At 62.4% G+C, this 18,466-nt stretch carries 15 protein-coding genes; 11 read left to right on the forward strand and 4 right to left on the reverse strand.

Annotation, left to right across the window (positions count from 1 at the left end):
• The first annotated feature begins 59 nt into the window (after positions 1-59).
• The 3 genes from dnaG to G5S37_RS00015 are packed head-to-tail and all read left to right on the forward strand — an operon-like array spanning position 60 to position 4,590.
• Complete coding sequence (dnaG, locus tag G5S37_RS00005; protein WP_165199488.1) at positions 60-1,997, forward strand: DNA primase; 1,938 nt, start codon at positions 60-62, stop codon at positions 1,995-1,997.
• On the forward strand, positions 1,994-3,832 hold the full coding sequence (gene rpoD / locus G5S37_RS32810; protein ID WP_165199490.1) for an RNA polymerase sigma factor RpoD: 1,839 nt from the start codon (positions 1,994-1,996) through the stop codon (positions 3,830-3,832). Before dnaG ends, rpoD begins: the two co-directional genes overlap by 4 nt.
• 2 nt (positions 3,833-3,834) lie before the next feature.
• Positions 3,835-4,590, forward strand: coding sequence for an AraC family transcriptional regulator (locus G5S37_RS00015; RefSeq protein ID WP_165199492.1), 756 nt, complete (start codon positions 3,835-3,837; stop codon positions 4,588-4,590).
• Between the two features lie 384 nt (positions 4,591-4,974).
• Here the strand turns inward: G5S37_RS00015 and G5S37_RS00020 are convergent, their stop codons facing one another.
• Entirely contained in the window at positions 4,975-5,325 is a 351-nt protein-coding gene (locus G5S37_RS00020; protein ID WP_206026251.1) for a hypothetical protein, read from the reverse strand.
• Positions 5,326-5,417: 92 nt separating this feature from the next.
• Here G5S37_RS00020 and G5S37_RS00025 point away from each other — a divergent pair, with 92 nt between their 5' ends.
• Positions 5,418-6,383, forward strand: a complete 966-nt coding sequence (locus G5S37_RS00025) for a phosphoglycerate dehydrogenase (protein ID WP_165199496.1) — start codon at positions 5,418-5,420, stop codon at positions 6,381-6,383.
• Positions 6,384-6,439: 56 nt separating this feature from the next.
• On the forward strand, positions 6,440-6,946 hold the full coding sequence (locus tag G5S37_RS00030; protein WP_165199498.1) for a hypothetical protein: 507 nt from the start codon (positions 6,440-6,442) through the stop codon (positions 6,944-6,946).
• Between the two features lie 455 nt (positions 6,947-7,401).
• Here the strand turns inward: G5S37_RS00030 and G5S37_RS00035 are convergent, their stop codons facing one another.
• The 3 genes from G5S37_RS00035 to G5S37_RS00045 are packed head-to-tail and all read right to left on the reverse strand — an operon-like array spanning position 7,402 to position 10,666.
• Positions 7,402-8,943 carry a glycosyltransferase family 39 protein gene (locus G5S37_RS00035; RefSeq protein WP_165199500.1) on the reverse strand — a complete coding sequence of 514 codons (1,542 nt, stop codon included), beginning with the start codon at positions 8,941-8,943 and terminating at the stop codon, positions 7,402-7,404.
• Positions 8,940-9,992, reverse strand: a complete 1,053-nt coding sequence (locus G5S37_RS00040; protein ID WP_165199502.1) for an ATP-binding protein — start codon at positions 9,990-9,992, stop codon at positions 8,940-8,942. The genes G5S37_RS00035 and G5S37_RS00040 overlap by 4 nt, the downstream gene beginning before the upstream one ends.
• The gene (locus G5S37_RS00045; RefSeq protein ID WP_165199504.1) at positions 9,989-10,666 is read right to left on the reverse strand and encodes a response regulator transcription factor; all 678 of its coding nucleotides are present in this window, start codon (positions 10,664-10,666) and stop codon (positions 9,989-9,991) included. The genes G5S37_RS00040 and G5S37_RS00045 overlap by 4 nt, the downstream gene beginning before the upstream one ends.
• Positions 10,667-10,804: 138 nt before the next feature.
• Here G5S37_RS00045 and G5S37_RS00050 point away from each other — a divergent pair, with 138 nt between their 5' ends.
• From G5S37_RS00050 to G5S37_RS00075, 6 genes are all read left to right on the forward strand, one after another.
• Positions 10,805-11,131, forward strand: a complete 327-nt coding sequence (locus tag G5S37_RS00050; RefSeq protein WP_165199506.1) for a PepSY domain-containing protein — start codon at positions 10,805-10,807, stop codon at positions 11,129-11,131.
• Positions 11,128-11,892, forward strand: coding sequence for a phosphatase PAP2 family protein (locus G5S37_RS00055; protein WP_165199508.1), 765 nt, complete (start codon positions 11,128-11,130; stop codon positions 11,890-11,892). The genes G5S37_RS00050 and G5S37_RS00055 overlap by 4 nt, the downstream gene beginning before the upstream one ends.
• Positions 11,889-14,006: an LTA synthase family protein gene (locus tag G5S37_RS00060; RefSeq protein ID WP_165199510.1), complete on the forward strand. Its 2,118-nt coding sequence runs from the start codon at positions 11,889-11,891 to the stop codon at positions 14,004-14,006. The genes G5S37_RS00055 and G5S37_RS00060 overlap by 4 nt, the downstream gene beginning before the upstream one ends.
• A gap of 577 nt (positions 14,007-14,583) precedes the next feature.
• Positions 14,584-15,702, forward strand: coding sequence for an Ldh family oxidoreductase (locus tag G5S37_RS00065; RefSeq protein WP_165199512.1), 1,119 nt, complete (start codon positions 14,584-14,586; stop codon positions 15,700-15,702).
• A gap of 149 nt (positions 15,703-15,851) precedes the next feature.
• Positions 15,852-16,862 carry a hypothetical protein gene (locus G5S37_RS00070; RefSeq protein WP_165199514.1) on the forward strand — a complete coding sequence of 337 codons (1,011 nt, stop codon included), beginning with the start codon at positions 15,852-15,854 and terminating at the stop codon, positions 16,860-16,862.
• A gap of 1,049 nt (positions 16,863-17,911) precedes the next feature.
• Positions 17,912-18,364, forward strand: coding sequence for a hypothetical protein (locus tag G5S37_RS00075; protein WP_165199516.1), 453 nt, complete (start codon positions 17,912-17,914; stop codon positions 18,362-18,364).
• Positions 18,365-18,466 lie beyond the last annotated feature (102 nt).

Below are 18,466 nucleotides of genomic sequence, written 5' to 3' on the forward strand. Positions count from 1 at the left end.
GCGCAAAAGCTTGCCCCTCTTGACAGACCCGCCACATTGATCGGTTCCGCCCACCACCCATGCCCCGCATCCCCGAAGAAACTATCCAGCAAGTGCTGGAGGCCACGGACATCGTGGACCTCATCGGGCGGCATGTGAAGCTGCGGAAGGCGGGGGTGAACTTCGTGGGCCTGTGCCCCTTCCACTCGGAGAAGACTCCCTCCTTTAATGTGCGCCCGCAGCAGCGCACGTATCACTGCTTTGGCTGTGGCGCGGGGGGGAATGCCTTCCGCTTCCTCATGGAGCACTCGAGCATCACGTTTGTCGAGGCGGTGAAGCGGCTCGCGGAGCAGGCGGGCATCCGCATTGAGGAGGAAGTGTATGACGCCAATGCCGAGCGCGAGGCGAAGGTGCGCAAGGCTCTGCTCAAGGTGCACGAGGAGGCTGTGGAGTGGTTTCACCTGCTGCTCATGCGGCACAAGGTGGCCGAGGATGCCCGCGCCTACCTGAAGTCCCGCGCCATCAGCCCCCAAACCGCCAAGGACTGGCAGATGGGCTATGCACCGCCCTACGGCGACATGCTGCGGGAGTGGGCGCTGGAAAAGAAATTCACGGAGAACCTGCTCGTCACCGCCGGGCTACTTGCACGACCGGATGAAGACTCGGGACGGCGCGACACCTATCCCCGCTTCCGCCACCGGCTCATGTTCCCCATCCGGAATGAATTTGGCGAGTGCATCGCTTTCAGCGGACGCGTGCTCGACAAGGAGGCCAAGGCCGCGAAGTATCTCAATTCACCGGAAACACCCATCTTCAGCAAGAGCCGTGTCTTCTTCGGTTTTGACAAATCCAAGCGCGCCATCAACAAGGCGGACCGTGCGATCGTCACAGAAGGCCAGCTCGACATGATCACGGCGTTTGCGAATGGCGTGGAGAATGTCGTGGCGCCTCTCGGTACCGCCTTTACCGAGTTCCACGCGAAAAAGCTGAAGCAGATTTCGTCGGAAGTCGTGCTGTGCTTTGACTCCGACAATGCGGGGTACAAGGCCGCCGAACGCGCCTTTACCATTCTGGCACCGACGGGTCTTTCGGTGAAGGTCGCTCCCCTGCCCCAGGGTGAAGACCCGGACTCACTCATCCGCGGCCAGGGCGTGGCGGTATTCCAGGAATACATTGGCCGCGCGCGCGACTTCTTTGACCACATGCTGGACCACGCGTCGGCGAATCGGAATCTCAGCGAGGTGCGCGAGCGCAGCCGCTTCGCCGGAGAGCTGGCGTCCATGGTGTTGCTGGTGGACAACAACATCGTGCGCGACGCCGCTGTTCAAAATATCGCCCGCCGCCTGAACATGCCGGAGGACGAATTCCGCCGGCAGATTGCGCGGGCGCACAGGCCGAGCTCCACTCCCAGCAACAGCGCCGCGCCGGCCGCAACGCAACCCTCGCTGCCGCCGCAGGATAGAAATGCCATCATGCTTTTCCGCAATGCGCTTGCGGATGAAAAAATCCTGAACTGGCTGCGCAGCACGGGCCGGGAGGAGATTTTGCAGGATCTCTCCGGCTGCGAATTGCTCGCACTCGTATGGAAATCTTCCGCAAATCTTGCGGAACCTGCCACACTGGCTGCTTATCTTTCCCAAGTTTCACGGGAGGAAGAGGTCGCAGTAACCAAGCAACTCTCCCTGCCGATGCCCGAAGGAGGCATGGAAGCGGCGGAGTGCGCGCTGGAAAATCTGGAGGCAGCCCGCCTCAACAACCTGCTTCAAATCGTACAGACCCACGTCAAACAGCGTAGCTTGGCCCCTGAGGAGATGGCACTCCTACAGGAGCGTGAGTTGCTCCTGACAGAGATCATTCGGTTGCGCAATACGCTCCAGAATGTTCAGAGGCAGGTCAAACAACCCGAACTTCCCACTACCGAAATGGCCCGCCTACAGGAACGAGAACAGGCTCTTAGGAAAGAATACCTTGACCGTTACGAGCAATTGCAGAAGTTTTTAGGCCCGACAGCTCCATGAGTGTCCCTGCAGCCCCCCAGGATCATCCCGCGAGCCCGAGCGCACAGGTTGTGTCCCACGAACCACCCAAACGACGCCGTGGCCGCCCCCGCAAGCATCCGCTCCCGGATGCTGCGCCGGCTCATGCCCATCTCAATGGAGCCGTGAACGGCAAGCGCCGTCGTGGTCGCCCGCCGAAGAATTCGCGTCCCGCGGAGCAAGCGCCGGCGCACCATGACGACATCAATGCGCCGGAGATCCAGGAGAAGCTGCGCTTCCTCATCCGTCTGGCCAAGGAACAGGACTACCTGACCTTCGACGATCTCAACGAAGCCCTGCCGGCTGGTTTTGTCACGCCGGAGCTCATGGATGAGATCCTCGTCCGGCTGAAGAATCTCGAAGTCCAGGTCATCGAGCCGACGCAGGTCGACCGCGTGAAGAGCAAGTCCATCGCCCTGGTGGCGGAGGATGAGGAAAGCCATGCCGAGGAGCGCGAGGAAGGCCAGCTCGACATGCTGGATGACCCCGTTCGCATGTACCTGAAGCAGATGGGCGCCGTGCCGCTGCTCACCCGCGAGCAGGAAATCGGCATCTCCAAGCGCATCGAAAAGGCGGAGGCGAACCTGCACAACAGCCTCCAGCACGTCGGTTTCATCGCGAGCGAATATCTGCACCTCGGCGATGCCCTCGCCGGTGGCACGGAACGTTTCGACCGTCTGGTGCTCGATCGCCAGATTGAAAATCGCGACAGCTACTTCAAGAAGCTCCGCCAGGTCTGTGACCAGGTGCGTGAAGGCATCGTGAAGGCCAACGAGCAGTACCAGGCCCTGATGAAGGCCGGTGCCAAGCAGAAGGAAAAACTGCAGGCCGCCTTCGAGCAGACCCGCTCGGGCATCAACAAGCTCTGCACGAAATTCTACTTCAAGCAGAAGACCAATGAAGACCTCATTGGCGTGCTGAAGCTGCGCCTCGCCGAGCTGGACCAGATTGAAATCGAGTCCTCCCGCTCGCCGGACAATCCGGATGTACATCGTGCACTCGAAGAATTCGAGCTGCAGGCGTGGGTGACCGCGGCGGACTTCCGCAAGTACTACGCGGAGGCGCTGCAGTTCAGCAAGGAATCCACCAAGGCCAAGACGGAGATGGTGGAGGCGAACCTGCGCCTCGTGATTTCCATTGCGAAGAAGTACACCAACCGCGGCCTGAGCTTCCTGGACCTCATCCAGGAGGGGAACATGGGCCTGATGCGCGCGGTGGAGAAGTTCGAGTACAAGCGCGGTTACAAGTTCAGCACCTACGCGACGTGGTGGATTCGCCAGGCGATCACGCGAAGCATCGCGGACCAGGCGCGCACCATCCGCATCCCGGTGCACATGATCGACACGATCAACAAGCTGCTGCGCGTGCAGAAGCAGCTCGTGCAGGAGTTGGGTCGTGACCCGACTCCGGATGAAATCGCGGATGAAATCCACCTGCCCGTGGAGCGTGTAAATGCCGTGCTGCGCATGAGCCAGCAACCGGTGTCCCTGCAGACCAAGGTGGGCGACAGCGAAGGCGATACCGAATTCGGCGACTTCATTGAGGACAGCAACACGGTCAGCCCGATGGAGATGACCGCGATGAACCTCATCCGCGACAAGCTGAAGGACGTGCTGGACAGCCTCACCGAGCGCGAGCGCGCGGTGCTGGAGCAGCGCTTCGGCCTCGTGGACGGCGCGAGCCGCACGCTGGAGGAAGTGGGACGCCAGTTCCACGTGACCCGCGAGCGTATCCGCCAGATTGAAGCCAAGGCCCTGCGCAAGCTGCGCCACCCGACCCGCATCCGGAAGCTGGGCGGATTCTTCGGCACGCAGTAGTCATGAAATCAACGCCTCCGCACGGCTCTGCCAAACGGCACCCGGCGGGGGTGCAGCATGCGGTGCTGCAATTCGCCGAGCTCTTCGATGGGTTGGATGAAGTGCTGTTCTGGATCAAGGACCGGCGTGGTCGCTATCTGCATGTGAACCGCGCCTTCCTGCTGAACTTTGATCTGCAGGAGCCAGCGCAGGCCGTAGGCAAGACGGACTATGACCTCTCCCCGGCCTTCCTCGCGGACCAGTTCGTCACGGACGACGAGCGCGTGCTGAAGGGGCACAAGGTCGTGGGTCGCATCGAACTCGTAGGAGGCGCGGACCAGGCGGCACGCTGGAATGTGACGCACAAGCTGCCGCTGCGGGACACGCGTGGACGTGTCATCGGCACCACCGGCACCACACGCCCACTCAAGTCTGCCGAGCGTTCCATGAGCGGTGGCCACGGTCTGGAGCACGTGCTGCTGCGCATCCGCGATGGCTACCACGGCCCGCTGACGAATGGTGAACTCGCCACCCAGGCCGGGCTGAGCGTGCGCGCGTTTGAGCGGAAATTCCTGCAGGTCTTCCACCTGCCCCCGCAGCAGTACATCCGGAAGCTGCGCGTGCGCATGGCCACTCGCGCCCTCGTCTTCACGGACAAGCCACTGGCGGAGGTCGCCATCGAGTGCGGCTTCGCGGACCAGAGCCACTTCGGTCACGAGTTCCGCAAGCATACCGGCCGCACCCCCCGCGCCTACCGCGAGCACTATCGCATCACCTAGGAGGTTAGGCGTCCCCGCCTGACAGTGGGCGTTAGGCCTCCCGGCCTGACGTCACTGCACGCAGAACTCGCTCTTTACGTCGAAGGGACGACTCCGGTTAACCGCAAAGGGGCAAAGCAGCAAAGGACGCAAAGGAGCAGGAAAGTCGGGTGGCCGTCATGGTGACGCGAAGCCAGCAGAGGTAGTGCACCTCGATGCAGAGGAGGCAGAGACGCTCAGCTCAGATGCACCTCAGCCAGGATGGAGGTTAGGCGTCCCCGCCTGACAGTGGGCGTTGGGCCTTCCGGCCCGACAGTCATAGATTTCTATCTAGAGAGCGGTCGGGTCGGATGACCCAACCACCGCTGTCAGGCCAGAAGGCCTAACCTCCTTCAGAAAAACCACTCAATAATTAAACAACTGCCCCACGCCGTACTTCTCGTCGATGCCGCGCTGCTTGAGCGTGACGTTGAGCGCCTCGGTGACGCGGACTTTCATGTTCGGCTTGAGGCGGCGGCCTTTGCGGGCCTTCTGCACAATCTTGTGGGTAAGCCCGCCGCGGTTCATCTGCACCACGTCATGATTTTTCAGGGCGTGCTTTTCGATCACAGCATCAATCGGCTGGGTGCCGAGATTTCGCTCCAGGGCGGGGGCGCCGTCCGAAGACTCCTCGCCCTCATCGCCGTCTTCGTGCAGGTCGGTCTCGAGTTCGTCTTCGTCGTTTTCCTTGCCCAGGTCTTCATTGTCTTCCATCATGCCACCCCTTCTAGCACGGTCTGAGCGGGGCTGCCAAGCGCATCCGCCCTGACTGGACCCTGCGGAGGGAAGCCCTGTACCAGCCTTCTCCCATGTCCCGCACCCGTATCCTCCTCAGCACGACCTCTTATCAGGACACCCCCGGCGAGCACCATGCCCTGCTGGAGGCCCAGGGTTTCGACATCCACCGCGAGCGCGGGCCGCTGCCGGAGAGCCGCATGCTGGAGCTGGCCGGTGACTTCGATGCCTTCCTCTGCGGCGACGACGAGATCACCAAGCGCGTGCTGGACAAGGCCCTGCCCCGCCTCCGCGTCATCAGCAAGTACGGCATCGGCCTGGACAAGATTGATGTGACCGAGTGCACCGCACAGAAGCTTCCCGTGCTCTTCACCCCCGGCGTGAATCACACCACCGTGGCCGAGCACACCTTCTGCCTGCTGCTGGCCCTGGTGCGCAACCTCGTGGACTCCGCCAATGCCGTGCGCAATGGCCAGTGGAAGCGTGTCACGGGCCATGAAATCTGGAACAAATCCATTGGCATCGTGGGACTGGGCCGCATCGGCCAGGAAGTGGCCAAGCGTGCGCTCGCCTTCGGCATGAAGGTGCATGCGCTGGACCCGTACTGGCCCGAGGCCTTCGCCACGGAGAACGGCGTCACCCGCCATGAGAAGATTGAGACCATGCTGCCGGAAATCGATGTGCTGAGCCTGCACGCCAATCTCAGCGACTCCACCCGCCACCTCGTGAATGCCGAGCGCATCAAGCTCTGCCGCAAGGACCTGCTGGTCATCAATACCTCCCGCGCCGAGCTGGTGCACATGCCCGACATGATTGCCGCGCTCGATGCCGGCACTGTGGGTGGCTATGGCACCGACGTGCTCGATGAAGAGCCCCCGCCCGCCGACCATCCCCTGCTGAAGCACCCCAAGGCGCTCATCACCCCCCACATCGGCTCCCGCACGTATGAAAGCGTGCCCCGCCAGGCCATGCGCTCCACCCTGAACCTCGTGAACTGGCTCAAGGGTGAGAAGGATGTGATTCAGGCGAACAAGTGGTAGCAGTGTAAACTGCTGCTATACGATGGGGCTTTTTTGCGATAGTGGTGCTTGTCACCATGACCAGAAGGCAGCTTCATCACGCCATCAGCATTGGCATCACCGTGCCGGCACTGGTGCTGATGGGGTATTGCGTTTTGGTGCAGCGACAGGCTGTACCTTTTCTGATCACGTGTGGGGGGTACGTCGTGGCCCTTCTGCTGGCAATGCTACTGCTCCGCGCCAACGTACCTCCGCACAAGCGTCAGCGGCCTGATGCTCCACCGGAACTCGCCCGCCTGAAATTGGGGCTTCAGGGAGAAAGGCTTGCCGAGGTCCTGGCGGAGATGAACCTGGACGAACAGAGGACCATGCGGCGGGGCCTCTTGCTCCGGCCGCGGCAGTACGAGTTGTACAAGGCTTCCAGAACGTTTGCGAATGGCACATGGACCTGGTGGGTCGAAACCTCCGGCGGCGAGATCGTGGCTTGTGCCGCTTCTTATCAGTCGGACGAATCTCCGGTGCTGGACACGGGTTGGACGAAGGCGACGGGCAGCAGCGTGATCCTGCATGGATCGAGCGGTTAATCTCCCGCATGAACGAGTAGTCAGCGCGTGGGTTCAAGGATTCGCAAATGGCTGTCGATAGAGTCCCCACTCGCAACAGTGGGTGGAGCGTTTGGGTTCGCTTGGAAGCCAAGTCGCGGAGCGACGACCGTGTCTTAGCCCGGCCTTTCAAGGCCGGGTGGATGTTGAGTCACCCAGTGTCGCGGAGCGACACCCGAACCCATAACCTCACCCAAGATTCACCGGTTCGGGCGTCGCTTCGCGACGCAACTTCCAAACCGCCTACCCGGCCTTGAAAGGCCGGGCTAAGACACGGTCGTCGCTGCGCGACTGGAACATCCATGAGATAGCGGATGCTTCAATACGAGGGCTGGGCTCCTGCTGCCCTTCAGGCAGCAACTTCGGGCGTGCGGTTCACGAAATAAGCCAGCGATAACATCTGTCAGCCTATGTTACTCATTTCAATAACTGCACAATCACTCCATCCACCCCTTCAGTTCCCTTCCCAGATACACCTGCCACTTCCTGGACTCTCCTTTGCCCAAGGGCACGTCGATCATCCCCAGCGGTTCCACCGAGGTGAAAACATTGGTGAGGGACTTCGGCAAAGGTTTGTCCGAAGGTTGTAGAATCAGGGCGTCATTCCCTTGTTGCTCGGCGCCGGCGGAGGGCCAGATTTCATACTGTGAGGCCACTTTGCCATCCGACTGCCAGCGGTAGGCCTTGGGGTGCTGCGGGGTGTAGAAGGCAAACTGGCTGGCGTTCTCGCGATGCCCCAGTGCCAGGAGAAACGTTTGTCCGGGACGTGGGACGCGCGCGAGCATCGCGCCTGCTTGTTCGCCGCTTTCTTTCCAGCCACGAAGGCGGCGCATGGGGTCGGCTACTTCCCACTTCGCATATTTCGCCACGGCGCTATAGAGGGGAAGCAGGTAGGCAAGCAGGCACAACACGGCACCGACTCGGAGCGCCCACGTGATGCTCTTCCCACGAATGCGACCCCATGCCCACGCTGCTGCGGCCATGTCATGCGCGCTTCCGGCCACCAGGACGATGGCGGAGAGGTGGAAGGCGGCGGGCCAGTTGGGATTGATGTTCTGACGCAGCGCGAGAAGGAAGAACACGACCAGCGCGGGTCCGCTGAAGATAACGAGATACCGTTGCCGCAGTTCCAGCACCTTCCACTTCCACAAACCGCCGAGGGTCAGGAAAATCATCAGCGCCCAGGTAACCGGGGAAAACAGCAGGGCTTGTGCGGCGGGAAAGCTGAGGACCTGCACCAGCCACTTCCCAATGCCATGCTGGCCGGTGCCGTGGAAATGCTCCTTCGTATGCTCCAGCGTGATCCAGTGATGCTGCGCCTGCCATATCAACACGGGCGCGAGGAACAACAACGAGATAGCCAGTGAGACCCACAACGCGGGGCGGCGCAGAAGGAACCGCTTCGTGCTCTCCAGCGAAAGGAACAGCAGCGTGATGACGGGAAACACCAGCATCATCTGCTTGCTGAGGTTCCCAAGACCGAGCGCGAGTGTGAGAAATACCCAGTGACGCGTGCGTTCCGGTTGATCCACGCAGTTCCAAAACGCGAGCAGCGCCGCGCTCCAGCACAGCAGCAGCGGAGCATCGATGGTGAAGAAGAGATTCAGCGCGGCATTCGCGGGAGTCAGTGCAGCGAGCAGGATGGTGAGCCAGGCGGCGCGCTCGCCAAACATGCGCCGCGCGAGAAGCGCCAGGCAGGCGAGTGTTCCCGTGCCCATGAGCAGCGCCGCGAGACGGACGCCCCACTCGGCGTGCCCGGTGCACAGCCCTGTCACGCCCATGAGCCAGCCAATCATGGGCGGCTTGCTGTAGTAGCCCCAGTCAGGGCGGCGGCCCCACTCCCAATAGTAACTCTCGTCCCCGGCGAGATCCGTGACGGAGCAGAAGAGCGGCAGGTAGAGCAGCCGGAGCAGGAAGATGACCGCCAGCAGATGCCACCATGAAAAACGACGACCCGGCGCAGGTGATTCAGCGCTCATGCAGGCAGGGTGAGGACAAACTCGGTATCATCGGGCTTCGAGGTGAATGTCAGTGTGCCACTATGCGCCCGCGTGATCCACAGGGCGATGGGAAGGCCGAGGCCGCAGCCTTCGAGGTTCATCTGTCGGGCGGCTTCGCCACGGTGGAAGCGCTCGAAGACGTGAACGCCGTCTTCCGGCGAGATGCCGGGGCCTGTGTTCTTCACGGACAGCACGGCATGGCCACCCCTGGCACTCAAGCCAAGCGTGATGGTCCCTCCTTCACGATTGTACTTCACCGCGTTGTCGCACAGGATGAGCAGGAGCTGCCGGAGCCGGTGGCGGTCCCCCTGTACCATGATGGGTCCTGATGTGTTGCAGGATACTGTGATATGCGTGGGCTCTGCCAGCACCCGGGCATCCTCCGCGGCGTCGCGCACCAGTTCGTCAAAGCTCAAGGACTCGCGTTGCAGGGTCACCTGGGAGGCATCCGCCTTGGTGAGCAGGCCCAGGCCATCCACGATGCGGGTGAGGCGCTCGATTTCGTCCAGATGGGAGGCAAAGCGAACGCGGTCTGCCTCGGGGCGCTTCGGGTCGTTCACCAGCTCCTCATAGTCCGCGCGGAGAATGGCAAGGGGCGTTTTCAGTTCATGGCTCGCGTGCAGGGTGAAGTCACGCACGCGCTCAAAGCTCGCAGCGAGGCGCGCGGTCATGTCGTTGAGCGTCTGGACCAGCGTGTCGAACTCATCCCCGCGGCCGGTGAGCGGAATGCGCTCCTGCAGATTTCCCGCATGCATGCGCTCGGCAGACTCCGTGAGGGCCTTCAGAGGGCGCAGGGCGCGCACGAGCAACCACCAGCCACCGGCTGCCAGCACCGTCAGCGGGATGAGCGAGCGAATCGTCACTTCGGCGAACTGCCACCAGAGCGGCTCAGGCTCCTCGCCGAAGGAGGCAGGGTCCGCCGCCTCCAGCACCATCTCGCGATAGGCCAGCACCACGATGATGGCCAGCGCCACCGTGAGCACGCCGGCGAGGTACCAGGTGAGCCTGGTGACCACACTCCACTTCATGCCTCTCCCTCCTTCAGCACATATCCGGAGCCACGCACGGTGTGCACCAGCTTCACCTCATGGCCGTCATCCAGCTTGCGGCGCAGGCGTTTCACGTACACATCCACCAAATTGGTGCCGGGGTCGAAGTTGAAATCCCACACCTGCTCCAGCAGCAGGGTGCGCCCGCAGATGCGGCCGGCGTTGCGCAGCAGCACCTCCAGCATCTTGAATTCACGCGTGCTGAGGTCCAGCCGTACGCCGTTCCGCCTCGCCTCATGCTGCACGAGATCCAGCGTGAGGTCCGCCAGCTTCAGCACCTGGGCGCGTGTCTCTGGCATGCGGCGCGAGAGGGCGCGGGCACGGGCCACGACTTCCTTGATGGCAAAGGGCTTCGCCAGATAATCATCGGCGCCTGCTTCGAGTCCTTCCACTCTTTCATCCACATGGCCACGTGCGGAGAGAATGAGCACCGGTGTGGCATTTCCCTGCTCACGCAGACGGCGTACCACCGTGATGCCATCCAGCCCCGGCAGCATGATGTCCAGCACCACCGCATCAAATGCCGAGGCTTGGATGCGTTGCAGGGCGCTGTCCCCGCGGTCGCACAGCTCGACCTCGAAATGCTGTTCGCGAAAGCCCCGCTCCAGGAACGCGGCCATCTTTGATTCATCTTCGACGACAAGGACTTTCATAGTCTCCGCAGGGGCATCCAGGCGGTCTGAGGGACCAAAGATGGATGTAGGTACACCATGTGCAACGCTGGACAAGATGACAGTCTTGTAATCATCCTGTCACCGTAGGGTCATGGTGTGGTGGTCTGTTTGGGGCGCATGCATCTCCTGCATCACCCATGGCACCTGTTCATAGCGACCGTCTGTCTCTGCGGCGCAGTGTCCTGCCAGTCCACGCGTACCGAGCCCGCGCTCGTGATTGTGCGCAGCCAGGCGGAGGCTGCCGCGCTGGCGGAGGCACCCGGCAGCACCATCATCGGTGGCGGCCTGGAGAAGCGCGATGACCGCTGGGTGTGGGCCTTCCAGGCGCTGCCACCGGACGCGGACACACCCCGGGAGCTGCTGGTGAATGCGCGCACCGGCTATCCCATTCGCCCCAAGTCCGCCGCAGCGGTGACACCCCAGGGAACGGAGGCCACGCCATGACTGCGAATGTGGCACCGGCTTCCGGTTTCAGAGAATGGGCACCGCGCGTGTGGCCGCTCGTCATCTTCGTCGCCCTGCTCCTGTCCCTCGCTCTGGCGGTGAGCCTGGTGATTCGTTTCTGGGACGTGGATCTGGCTACGGCCAAGGTGTGGTGGCACAAGCCCAGACTGTGGTTTGGGATGCGCTCCGCCCTGTGCCAGGCGCTCAATGATTACAGCCCCGTACTGGCCGCACTGGTGGCGATAGGCGCTGGCCTGGTGGGACTCATGGCCATCTTCCGCAAGAGCTGGCGTCATCTCGGTCCCCCGGCCCTGTACCTGGTACTGGCGTACCTGCTGGGGCCCGGCTTGCTGGTGAATGGCCTGCTCAAGCACTCGTGGAACCGCGCCCGACCCAAGGATGTGGTCGAGTTCGGAGGGCACCAGCACTATGAGCGCGTCTTCCTCCATGACCCAGCCTCCGTGGGCCGGTCCTTCCCCAGTGGTCACGCGTCCGCAGCCTTTTATCTGTGCAGCCTGGGCTTTGCCGCGGCGGTCTGGGGGAGGCGGGAAAATATGTACGCTGGACTCGCCTTTGGCGTGGCCTGGGGTACGCTGGTCAGCTGGTCGCGAGTGGCCAGTGGAGCTCATTTCCTCAGCGATGTCTTCTGGAGCGCTGCTCTGGTGAATGTGGTGAATGCCGGTGTGCTGGCCGCCATGCTTCCCTGGAGCAGACCATCCGTCCCTCACACAGAGGACTCGCCCCTGGCTCAATTCTCATGACGATACCACCCGCGCCCGCTTCGACTTCCGCCGAACAACAACCGTCTGAACCCACCTACGCCCCGCGCAGCTACCTCTGGCGGGGCGTCATCATCGTGGTGGCCATGCAACTGAGCCTGGCCCTGCTCACGCGGGTGGCGCTGCTGTTTCAAGGGCGCCATGAGATGGCGTGGAATCCCTCCCTGCTCGGTTCCTTTGGTGCCGGGTTGTGGTTCGACATACTGGCGGGCCTGTATGCCTCCGCACCGCTGTGGCTGCTGACGCTGCTGGTGCCGGGCAGGTTGCTGCGCGGCCCGGTGGGCCGGTGGTGGGTGACGCTGCTGCTGTTCCTCTACAGCGTGGTATTCCTCTTCATCGGCATCGCGGAGTGGTTCTTCTGGGATGAGTTCTCGGTGCGGTTCAACTTCATCGCCGTGGACTACCTCGTGTACACGCAGGAGGTCATCGATAACATCCAGCAATCCTATCCCATGCCCGCCATCCTGGGTGGGCTGGCACTGGCGGGCCTGCTCATTACCTCCCTGGTGGTGCGGCTCGGCGCTCCGGCGTGGATTTGCAAAGGCGATACCCGCTGGCTGCCGCGTCTGGGCCACACGCTGGGCGGCGCGGCGTTGCTCATCGGCATTTCCTACGTCTGCAGCCAGTCGCAGCTCCCGCGCTTCCGCAACGAGTTCAACCGCGAACTCGGCAAGAACGGCATCTACGCCTTCTGCGCGTCCTTTTGGGAAAGCGAGATCGACTACGAACGCTTCTACATGAAGCGGGACACCGAAGTGGCCATGACGCGCGCCAAGTCCCTGCTCACGCTGCAGGACACACCGCCGCTCAATGATGACCCGCAGGACCTTCGTCGTGTGATACACCATGATGGCCCGGAACATCCGTGGAACGTGGTACTGGTCAGCGTGGAGAGCCTGAGTGCGGAATTCATGAGCCACTTCCAGGAGAGCGGATTCAAGCTGCGCTCCTGGCTCACGCCGAACCTCGACCGCATCGCGGATGAAGGCATCCTCTTCACGAATCTCTACGCCACCGGCACCCGCACCGTGCGTGGACTGGAGGCGCTGACGCTGTGCGTGCCACCCACACCCGGACAATCCATCGTCTGGCGGCCGAACAACGACAAGCTCGCCACCACCGCGAGCCTCTTCCGCGCCCGCGGGTATGACACCAGCTACATCTACGGAGGAGATGCCATGTTCGACAACATGAACACCTTCTTCGCGGGCAATGGGTATCGCGTGATCGATCGCATGGCGAAGTCCAAGAAGGACATCACGTTTCAGAATGCGTGGGGCGTGTGCGATGAGGACCTCTTCCACTGGGCCACCAAGGAGGCTGATGCCAATCACGCCGCCGGGAAGCCCTTCTTCATGCATGTGATGACCGTTTCCAATCACCGACCCTTCACCTTCCCCGAGGGCCGCATCGACATGACCTACAAGCAGGGACGTCCCGCCGCGGTGAAGTACACGGACTATGCCATTGGCGATTTCCTGAAGCAGGCGCAGACGAAGCCGTGGTTCAAGAACACCGTGTTCGTGGTCGTGGCGGACCACTGCCACGGCAGCGCGGGCAAGGTGGAACTCGATGTGACCAAGTACCACATCCCCTGCATCATCTGGAATCCCGAACTCATCAAGCCGCACGTCATCACGGACCTGTGCAGCCAGGTGGATGTGATGCCCACACTCTTCGGCCTGCTGAACTGGAGCTACACCACCTCCTTCTACGGTCAGGATGTGCTGTCCGCAGGATACGGGAAGGAGCAGCAGCGTGCCTTTGTCTCGAACTACCAGAAGATTGCCGTCATCACCGACAAGACCCTCGCCTTGCTGAAGCCGAAACAGGAAATCACCCTGGGAACACTCAAGCTCAAGACCGGCGCCGTATCACGGGACAGCGCTGACCCCAGCCTCGCCTCGGGCTTGGCCGAGCGGTTGGAAGACACCATCGCCTACTACCAGTCTGCCTCGTGGAGATTCCGCAACGGCAAGATGAAGGAGCAACCTCAACCCGGCGGCGCGGCCCACGAGGGCGGAAGTGAAGGTGGAAGCGGAACTCCGGCACACGCACCGGCCAAGGTCGCTGCCGCGCAGAAGAAGGCGGGCTAGGGGGGGTGAGGTGCGAGCACCCTCACATCATCCTTTCCCGCAACTTTCCGCAAGACTCCCGGAAGCGGAAGACGTCCTGACGAAGCACTTCCGCGCACCACCCCCTTCAACGCAAACGTCCCTCCACAAAACGGCGGGTAGGGATGCGCTCCTGCGCGTCCGTCTTTAGATGGGCGGAGGCGGGGCGGAGCTGCGGCACCAAACGGCCCCTCCACGTGGCATCTCCCTCCCCCTCCGCCCGCCATCTACGGACGCGCGGGAGCGCATCCCTACCGCCCCTTTTTTTGTGGAGGGGCGTTGAGATGCTGAGCCAATGGCGTCTCAGGGGCTCTGGTTTGTATTCGCTTCGACAATGAACCCGCAGACAATCGCTCCTAGAGTCGGCAGGGACGGTAGTGACAGGACAACCAGACCTGACCGATACAAAAGTGCTGACAGTCCTGCCACCGCCAGCCCGCCCGCCGGATTCGGCGTCGTTTTCCCATTGCCACGCGCCGAATCGTCGTTTTTCATCCCGGCCCGTTCACTGTCCACCGTCCGACTGTCGCACCGCTTACCGTCCTACCGACAAGACACCATGCCCACCTACCGCATCCTCCCCGCCGCCGCCCACAACGAACTCGTCCGCAAGGCCTACCAGCACCGCGGCTACACGGCTGCTGAGGCGGAGGACGGCGCGCGCTTCTGCGAGATGGCGGCCACGCACGGCATCCGCACGCACAACGCCATCAAGGCGCTGCACCTGGACCACCTCTTCGGCAGCGCCGTGGGTGGTTGCAAGCCGGGCGCGGAGATCAAGGTCATCGAGAAGAAGTTCGCCGCCAGCGAAGTGTGGGACGCGCAGCTCAAGCTGGGACAGTCCGTCGCCTTCCGCGCCATGGAACGCTGCATGGAACTGGCCGACCAATACGGCATCGGCCAGGTCAGCGTGGACAATGCCTTCCACTACCTCTGGGGCGGTGGTTATGTGATGGAAGCCGCGAAGAAGGGCTACATCGCGTATACGAACTGCACCAGCACCCTCGGTGAAGTCGTGCCCTTCGGCGGCAAGTTCCCCGTGCTCGGCACCAATCCCCACTCCTGGGGCCTGCCCACCACGGACTCCGCGGGCTTCCCCATCGTCATCGACTGGGCCACCTCCACCGTGGCCATGGGCCGCGTGCAGCAGCTCCGCCGTGAGAACAAGCCCCTGCCTCCCGGCGCTGCCGTGGATGCCGAGGGCAACCCCACCACCGACCCCCACGCCGCGCAGTGGCTCCTGCCCTTCGGCGCGCACAAGGGCTACGGCCTCTCCCTGCTCATCGAAGTCATGGGCGCCCTCATCGGCGGCTCCCTGCCCACCATCCGCGGCGGCGGCGGCCATCCCGACTTCAAGGACAAGCCCCTGCCCGCCGGCGAGAAGCGCACCAGCAGCTTCTACTTCCAGGTCATCCACCCCGATGCGATTGGCAGCGGCCTCTTCGCCAAGGGCCGCAACCAGGCCGAGAACGTGAAGGCCGTGCTGCAGGACATCCGCGGCCACGGCAATGAGAACTGCATGCTCCCCGGCCAGCCCGAAGCCGAGAATGCCAAGCACACCACCAAAGCCGGCGGCCTCCTCTTCAGCGACGCCGAAATCGCCGCGCTCAACGAAGTCGCTGAGGAATGCGGCTACGCCAAGTTCGACGCGGAGAAGCTGCCGAGCTATGAGGTGTGAGGGAGAGTGGTGAGGTTTGAGGCGCAGTCCTCATCCCGACAACACGCCTTCTTGAAGTCATGAACATCCAGCACCTGGCGCTCGGCACCCGAGCCGCCGGGTGACTTTTCACTCCTGGATCCATGGAGGGTCACTGCAAACACATTGCCATGCGGCTTCAAGAAGCGCTGGTGGAAAAGTTTGCGGCCGCGGCCACACTGCCGGAGACCCGCATCAGGCTCGAGGGAAAAGACGATAGCTGGAGCTGCATCGCAGAGCGCGGCTCGTCCACTTGCGACATCTGGTGTTGTGAACGCGAGGGTCAACCGCGTTACGACATCCGCTTCCAGCGGGGAGGTGAAAAGCTCAGGATTGGCAACGGTGACACGGAACAAAGGACGATCGCGGCAGTGGCCGATTGGCTGAACGGTTGCGATGCGCCAGCCCTCCGCGAGCGGCATTCCATCCTGAATCCCATGAACCGCGCCTTGCTGGGGCTGCGCGCCAAACTCATGGAGGCCAGACCGTCCCTGTCCCTGCCGCCCTATCTATTCGCTCCGTTCGCAGGTCCCTTCGATGCCCTTGTGCTCCGGCAGGGGGAGCGAACATGCTCTCTATGGTGGATCTCCAGCCACGAGAAAAAGAACCCACATGCCGAGTTCTTTTGGGACGGATGTCGCTTGTTCAAGTTCGAGGTCACCGACATCCAGTTTCTGGCGGCAGTCACCAATCGGTGGCTCGTAGACACCGCGAAGCCTTCCGAAATGAAGGTGGAATTTCCCTCCCTGAACATCCATCCCGTTGCCGAATACTACGAGATTGGAAACGGGTTGGAGGGAGAGTTCTTCCTGGGCTGGGATGCTATGGAAAATTCGTGGGTGGGTCACCTCCCCGAGAGCATCCAGCCTCTGGTGAAGGCGTTCATCGCCGCAATGCGCCAGAAAGGCTATGACCGGAAACTACGACCAGGGCAATCCATGTTCACCTTTGTCCTGTCGCGTTCACGACGCTACGGGCTCCGCCAAGGACAGCCCTTTGTTGATTTTTCATTCAATGACGAAGGCATGACCATCAGCAACAACCTCGGAGGCACCTGCACCACCCACCAGCAGCCCTCCATCATGCTGACTCCTGAGGTGGAGCAGCTGCTCGAACGCCTCGCCGCCGAGCCCATCGACTAACGAGGGTTCAGTCGCGGCACAAGCAAGACCAACGGAAAAGGGAATACGCAGGAAAAGTCCAGATACTGTGACGCGCAGCGTCCCTGGACTGCGCGCAGCCCTGCTGCCGCTTTCCTAAAGTGCAGCCTGCTGCACGCCTCACCGCGACGAAGTCGCCAAGCTTTCCGGAGCACACTACCTACGCGCGAGCGTCGCCATCCCCTCCGTACGCAGCGAACTCCCGAAAGCTCCTCCCAAAACGCCTATGCGTCACGCGAAGTGCCCGTGACTGGATAAACAGGGCCATAACGCACTTCCCACCAACTCCACGCCCCAAGTCGCTTTGCGTCGTGGAGTGCGGTGGCAAAGGCCTCCCTCGAGGCCGCGACACCGCTTTGAACGAAGGAATCTCGTCCAGATATCCCGGAGCACTTCTGTGGAACCCAGCATTCGAGGCTTCCCTGCGTGAGCTCACCCCGACCACACAACACGTTTCCTGATATACCACACTTCACCAAATCCACCCGAGCCCCTGAGCCACCATTCACTCTGAATGTCAGCGTCCCTCCAAACAAAAACGACGGTAGGGATGCGCTCCCGCGCGTCCGTAGATGGCGGGCGGAGGTGGAGGACGATGCCACATAGCGAGGCCGTTTCGTGCCGCAGTTCCACACCACCTCCGCCCGCCTGAAGCCGGACGCGCGGGAGCGCATCCCTACCGCATCTTTTGGTGGAGGGACGTTCGCCTTGAAGAACGCAGTCCGCCGAATTGCTTCAACTGAGCATCACAAGTCACCGCGAAAGGCATGTGCCAGCCGAACGGAGCCTTCGGCACATTCTCATTGAGGTTTATGCCTATCGCATTCCTGCCCCCATTTTGGTCTGCGGCCATCCACCCCTCACCCGGCCCTCACCCACCACACCCCTTGCCTACCCCACCACTTCTCTGGTAGCATCCCAACCACACAACCGTCCATCCATCCACCCATCACACCTCGCGCGCCGCCCAACTAGGCCCCGCGCTGAGGGCGCCACGGCAACCCAACCCTGCGGACCACCTGCCCCTTCCCATGAGCAAACCACACTCACACGGACACTCGCACCCGCAGCAACACCCACACCCCCAGCCCCACCGGCACAAGCGAAGCGCCGCCCCGGGTGAATGGGCCTCACGGAATCGCAGCTACGTCGTCACCCTCGGCCTCATCTTCGCCGCCCTCGCCTTCGTCCTGTGGAAACTCCAGGTCACCGGCCCCGACGCCGATGTCAGCGACCTCTCATCGCAGGGGAAGTGGGAGTGGTCGTGGCAAGAACAGCGAGAACAGCGCCCCGTGTGGAAATCGGTCCTGTTCTACCCCTCCTCCGGCCTCGGCCTCGCCTTCCTCAGCACCGGACTCTTCGCCAGCCAGGGCATCGTGAAAAAAGTCGCCGCCGCCACCTCCCTCTCCTGGGTCACCTTCCCCATCCGCCTCCTCGCCCTCCCCGTGCAGTTGGTACTTTCGGTGTTTGATAAGAAGAGGTGAGAGGTGCGGGATGGTTTGGGGATCGGGCCGCACGTGACCTTCCAAAGCCGACTCCCCTGCCTGCCGGGAGCTCCGAGCACTGCGCTCGTGGACTACCGGCAG

The organism is Roseimicrobium sp. ORNL1 (genome assembly GCF_011044495.1).
Lineage (GTDB): Bacteria > Verrucomicrobiota > Verrucomicrobiia > Verrucomicrobiales > Verrucomicrobiaceae > Roseimicrobium.

Bases quoted from the DNA above. Each gene is read 5' to 3' on its own strand.
- dnaG (WP_165199488.1), top strand. From the start codon at position 60: ATGCCCCGCATCCCCGAAGAAACTATCCAGCAAGTGCTGGAGGCCACG.
- rpoD (WP_165199490.1), top strand. From the start codon at position 1,994: ATGAGTGTCCCTGCAGCCCCCCAGGATCATCCCGCGAGCCCGAGCGCA.
- G5S37_RS00015 (WP_165199492.1), top strand. From the start codon at position 3,835: ATGAAATCAACGCCTCCGCACGGCTCTGCCAAACGGCACCCGGCGGGG.
- G5S37_RS00020 (WP_206026251.1), bottom strand. From the start codon at position 5,325: ATGATGGAAGACAATGAAGACCTGGGCAAGGAAAACGACGAAGACGAA.
- G5S37_RS00025 (WP_165199496.1), top strand. From the start codon at position 5,418: ATGTCCCGCACCCGTATCCTCCTCAGCACGACCTCTTATCAGGACACC.
- G5S37_RS00030 (WP_165199498.1), top strand. From the start codon at position 6,440: ATGACCAGAAGGCAGCTTCATCACGCCATCAGCATTGGCATCACCGTG.
- G5S37_RS00035 (WP_165199500.1), bottom strand. From the start codon at position 8,943: ATGAGCGCTGAATCACCTGCGCCGGGTCGTCGTTTTTCATGGTGGCAT.
- G5S37_RS00040 (WP_165199502.1), bottom strand. From the start codon at position 9,992: ATGAAGTGGAGTGTGGTCACCAGGCTCACCTGGTACCTCGCCGGCGTG.
- G5S37_RS00045 (WP_165199504.1), bottom strand. From the start codon at position 10,666: ATGAAAGTCCTTGTCGTCGAAGATGAATCAAAGATGGCCGCGTTCCTG.
- G5S37_RS00050 (WP_165199506.1), top strand. From the start codon at position 10,805: ATGCATCTCCTGCATCACCCATGGCACCTGTTCATAGCGACCGTCTGT.
- G5S37_RS00055 (WP_165199508.1), top strand. From the start codon at position 11,128: ATGACTGCGAATGTGGCACCGGCTTCCGGTTTCAGAGAATGGGCACCG.
- G5S37_RS00060 (WP_165199510.1), top strand. From the start codon at position 11,889: ATGACGATACCACCCGCGCCCGCTTCGACTTCCGCCGAACAACAACCG.
- G5S37_RS00065 (WP_165199512.1), top strand. From the start codon at position 14,584: ATGCCCACCTACCGCATCCTCCCCGCCGCCGCCCACAACGAACTCGTC.
- G5S37_RS00070 (WP_165199514.1), top strand. From the start codon at position 15,852: ATGCGGCTTCAAGAAGCGCTGGTGGAAAAGTTTGCGGCCGCGGCCACA.
- G5S37_RS00075 (WP_165199516.1), top strand. From the start codon at position 17,912: ATGAGCAAACCACACTCACACGGACACTCGCACCCGCAGCAACACCCA.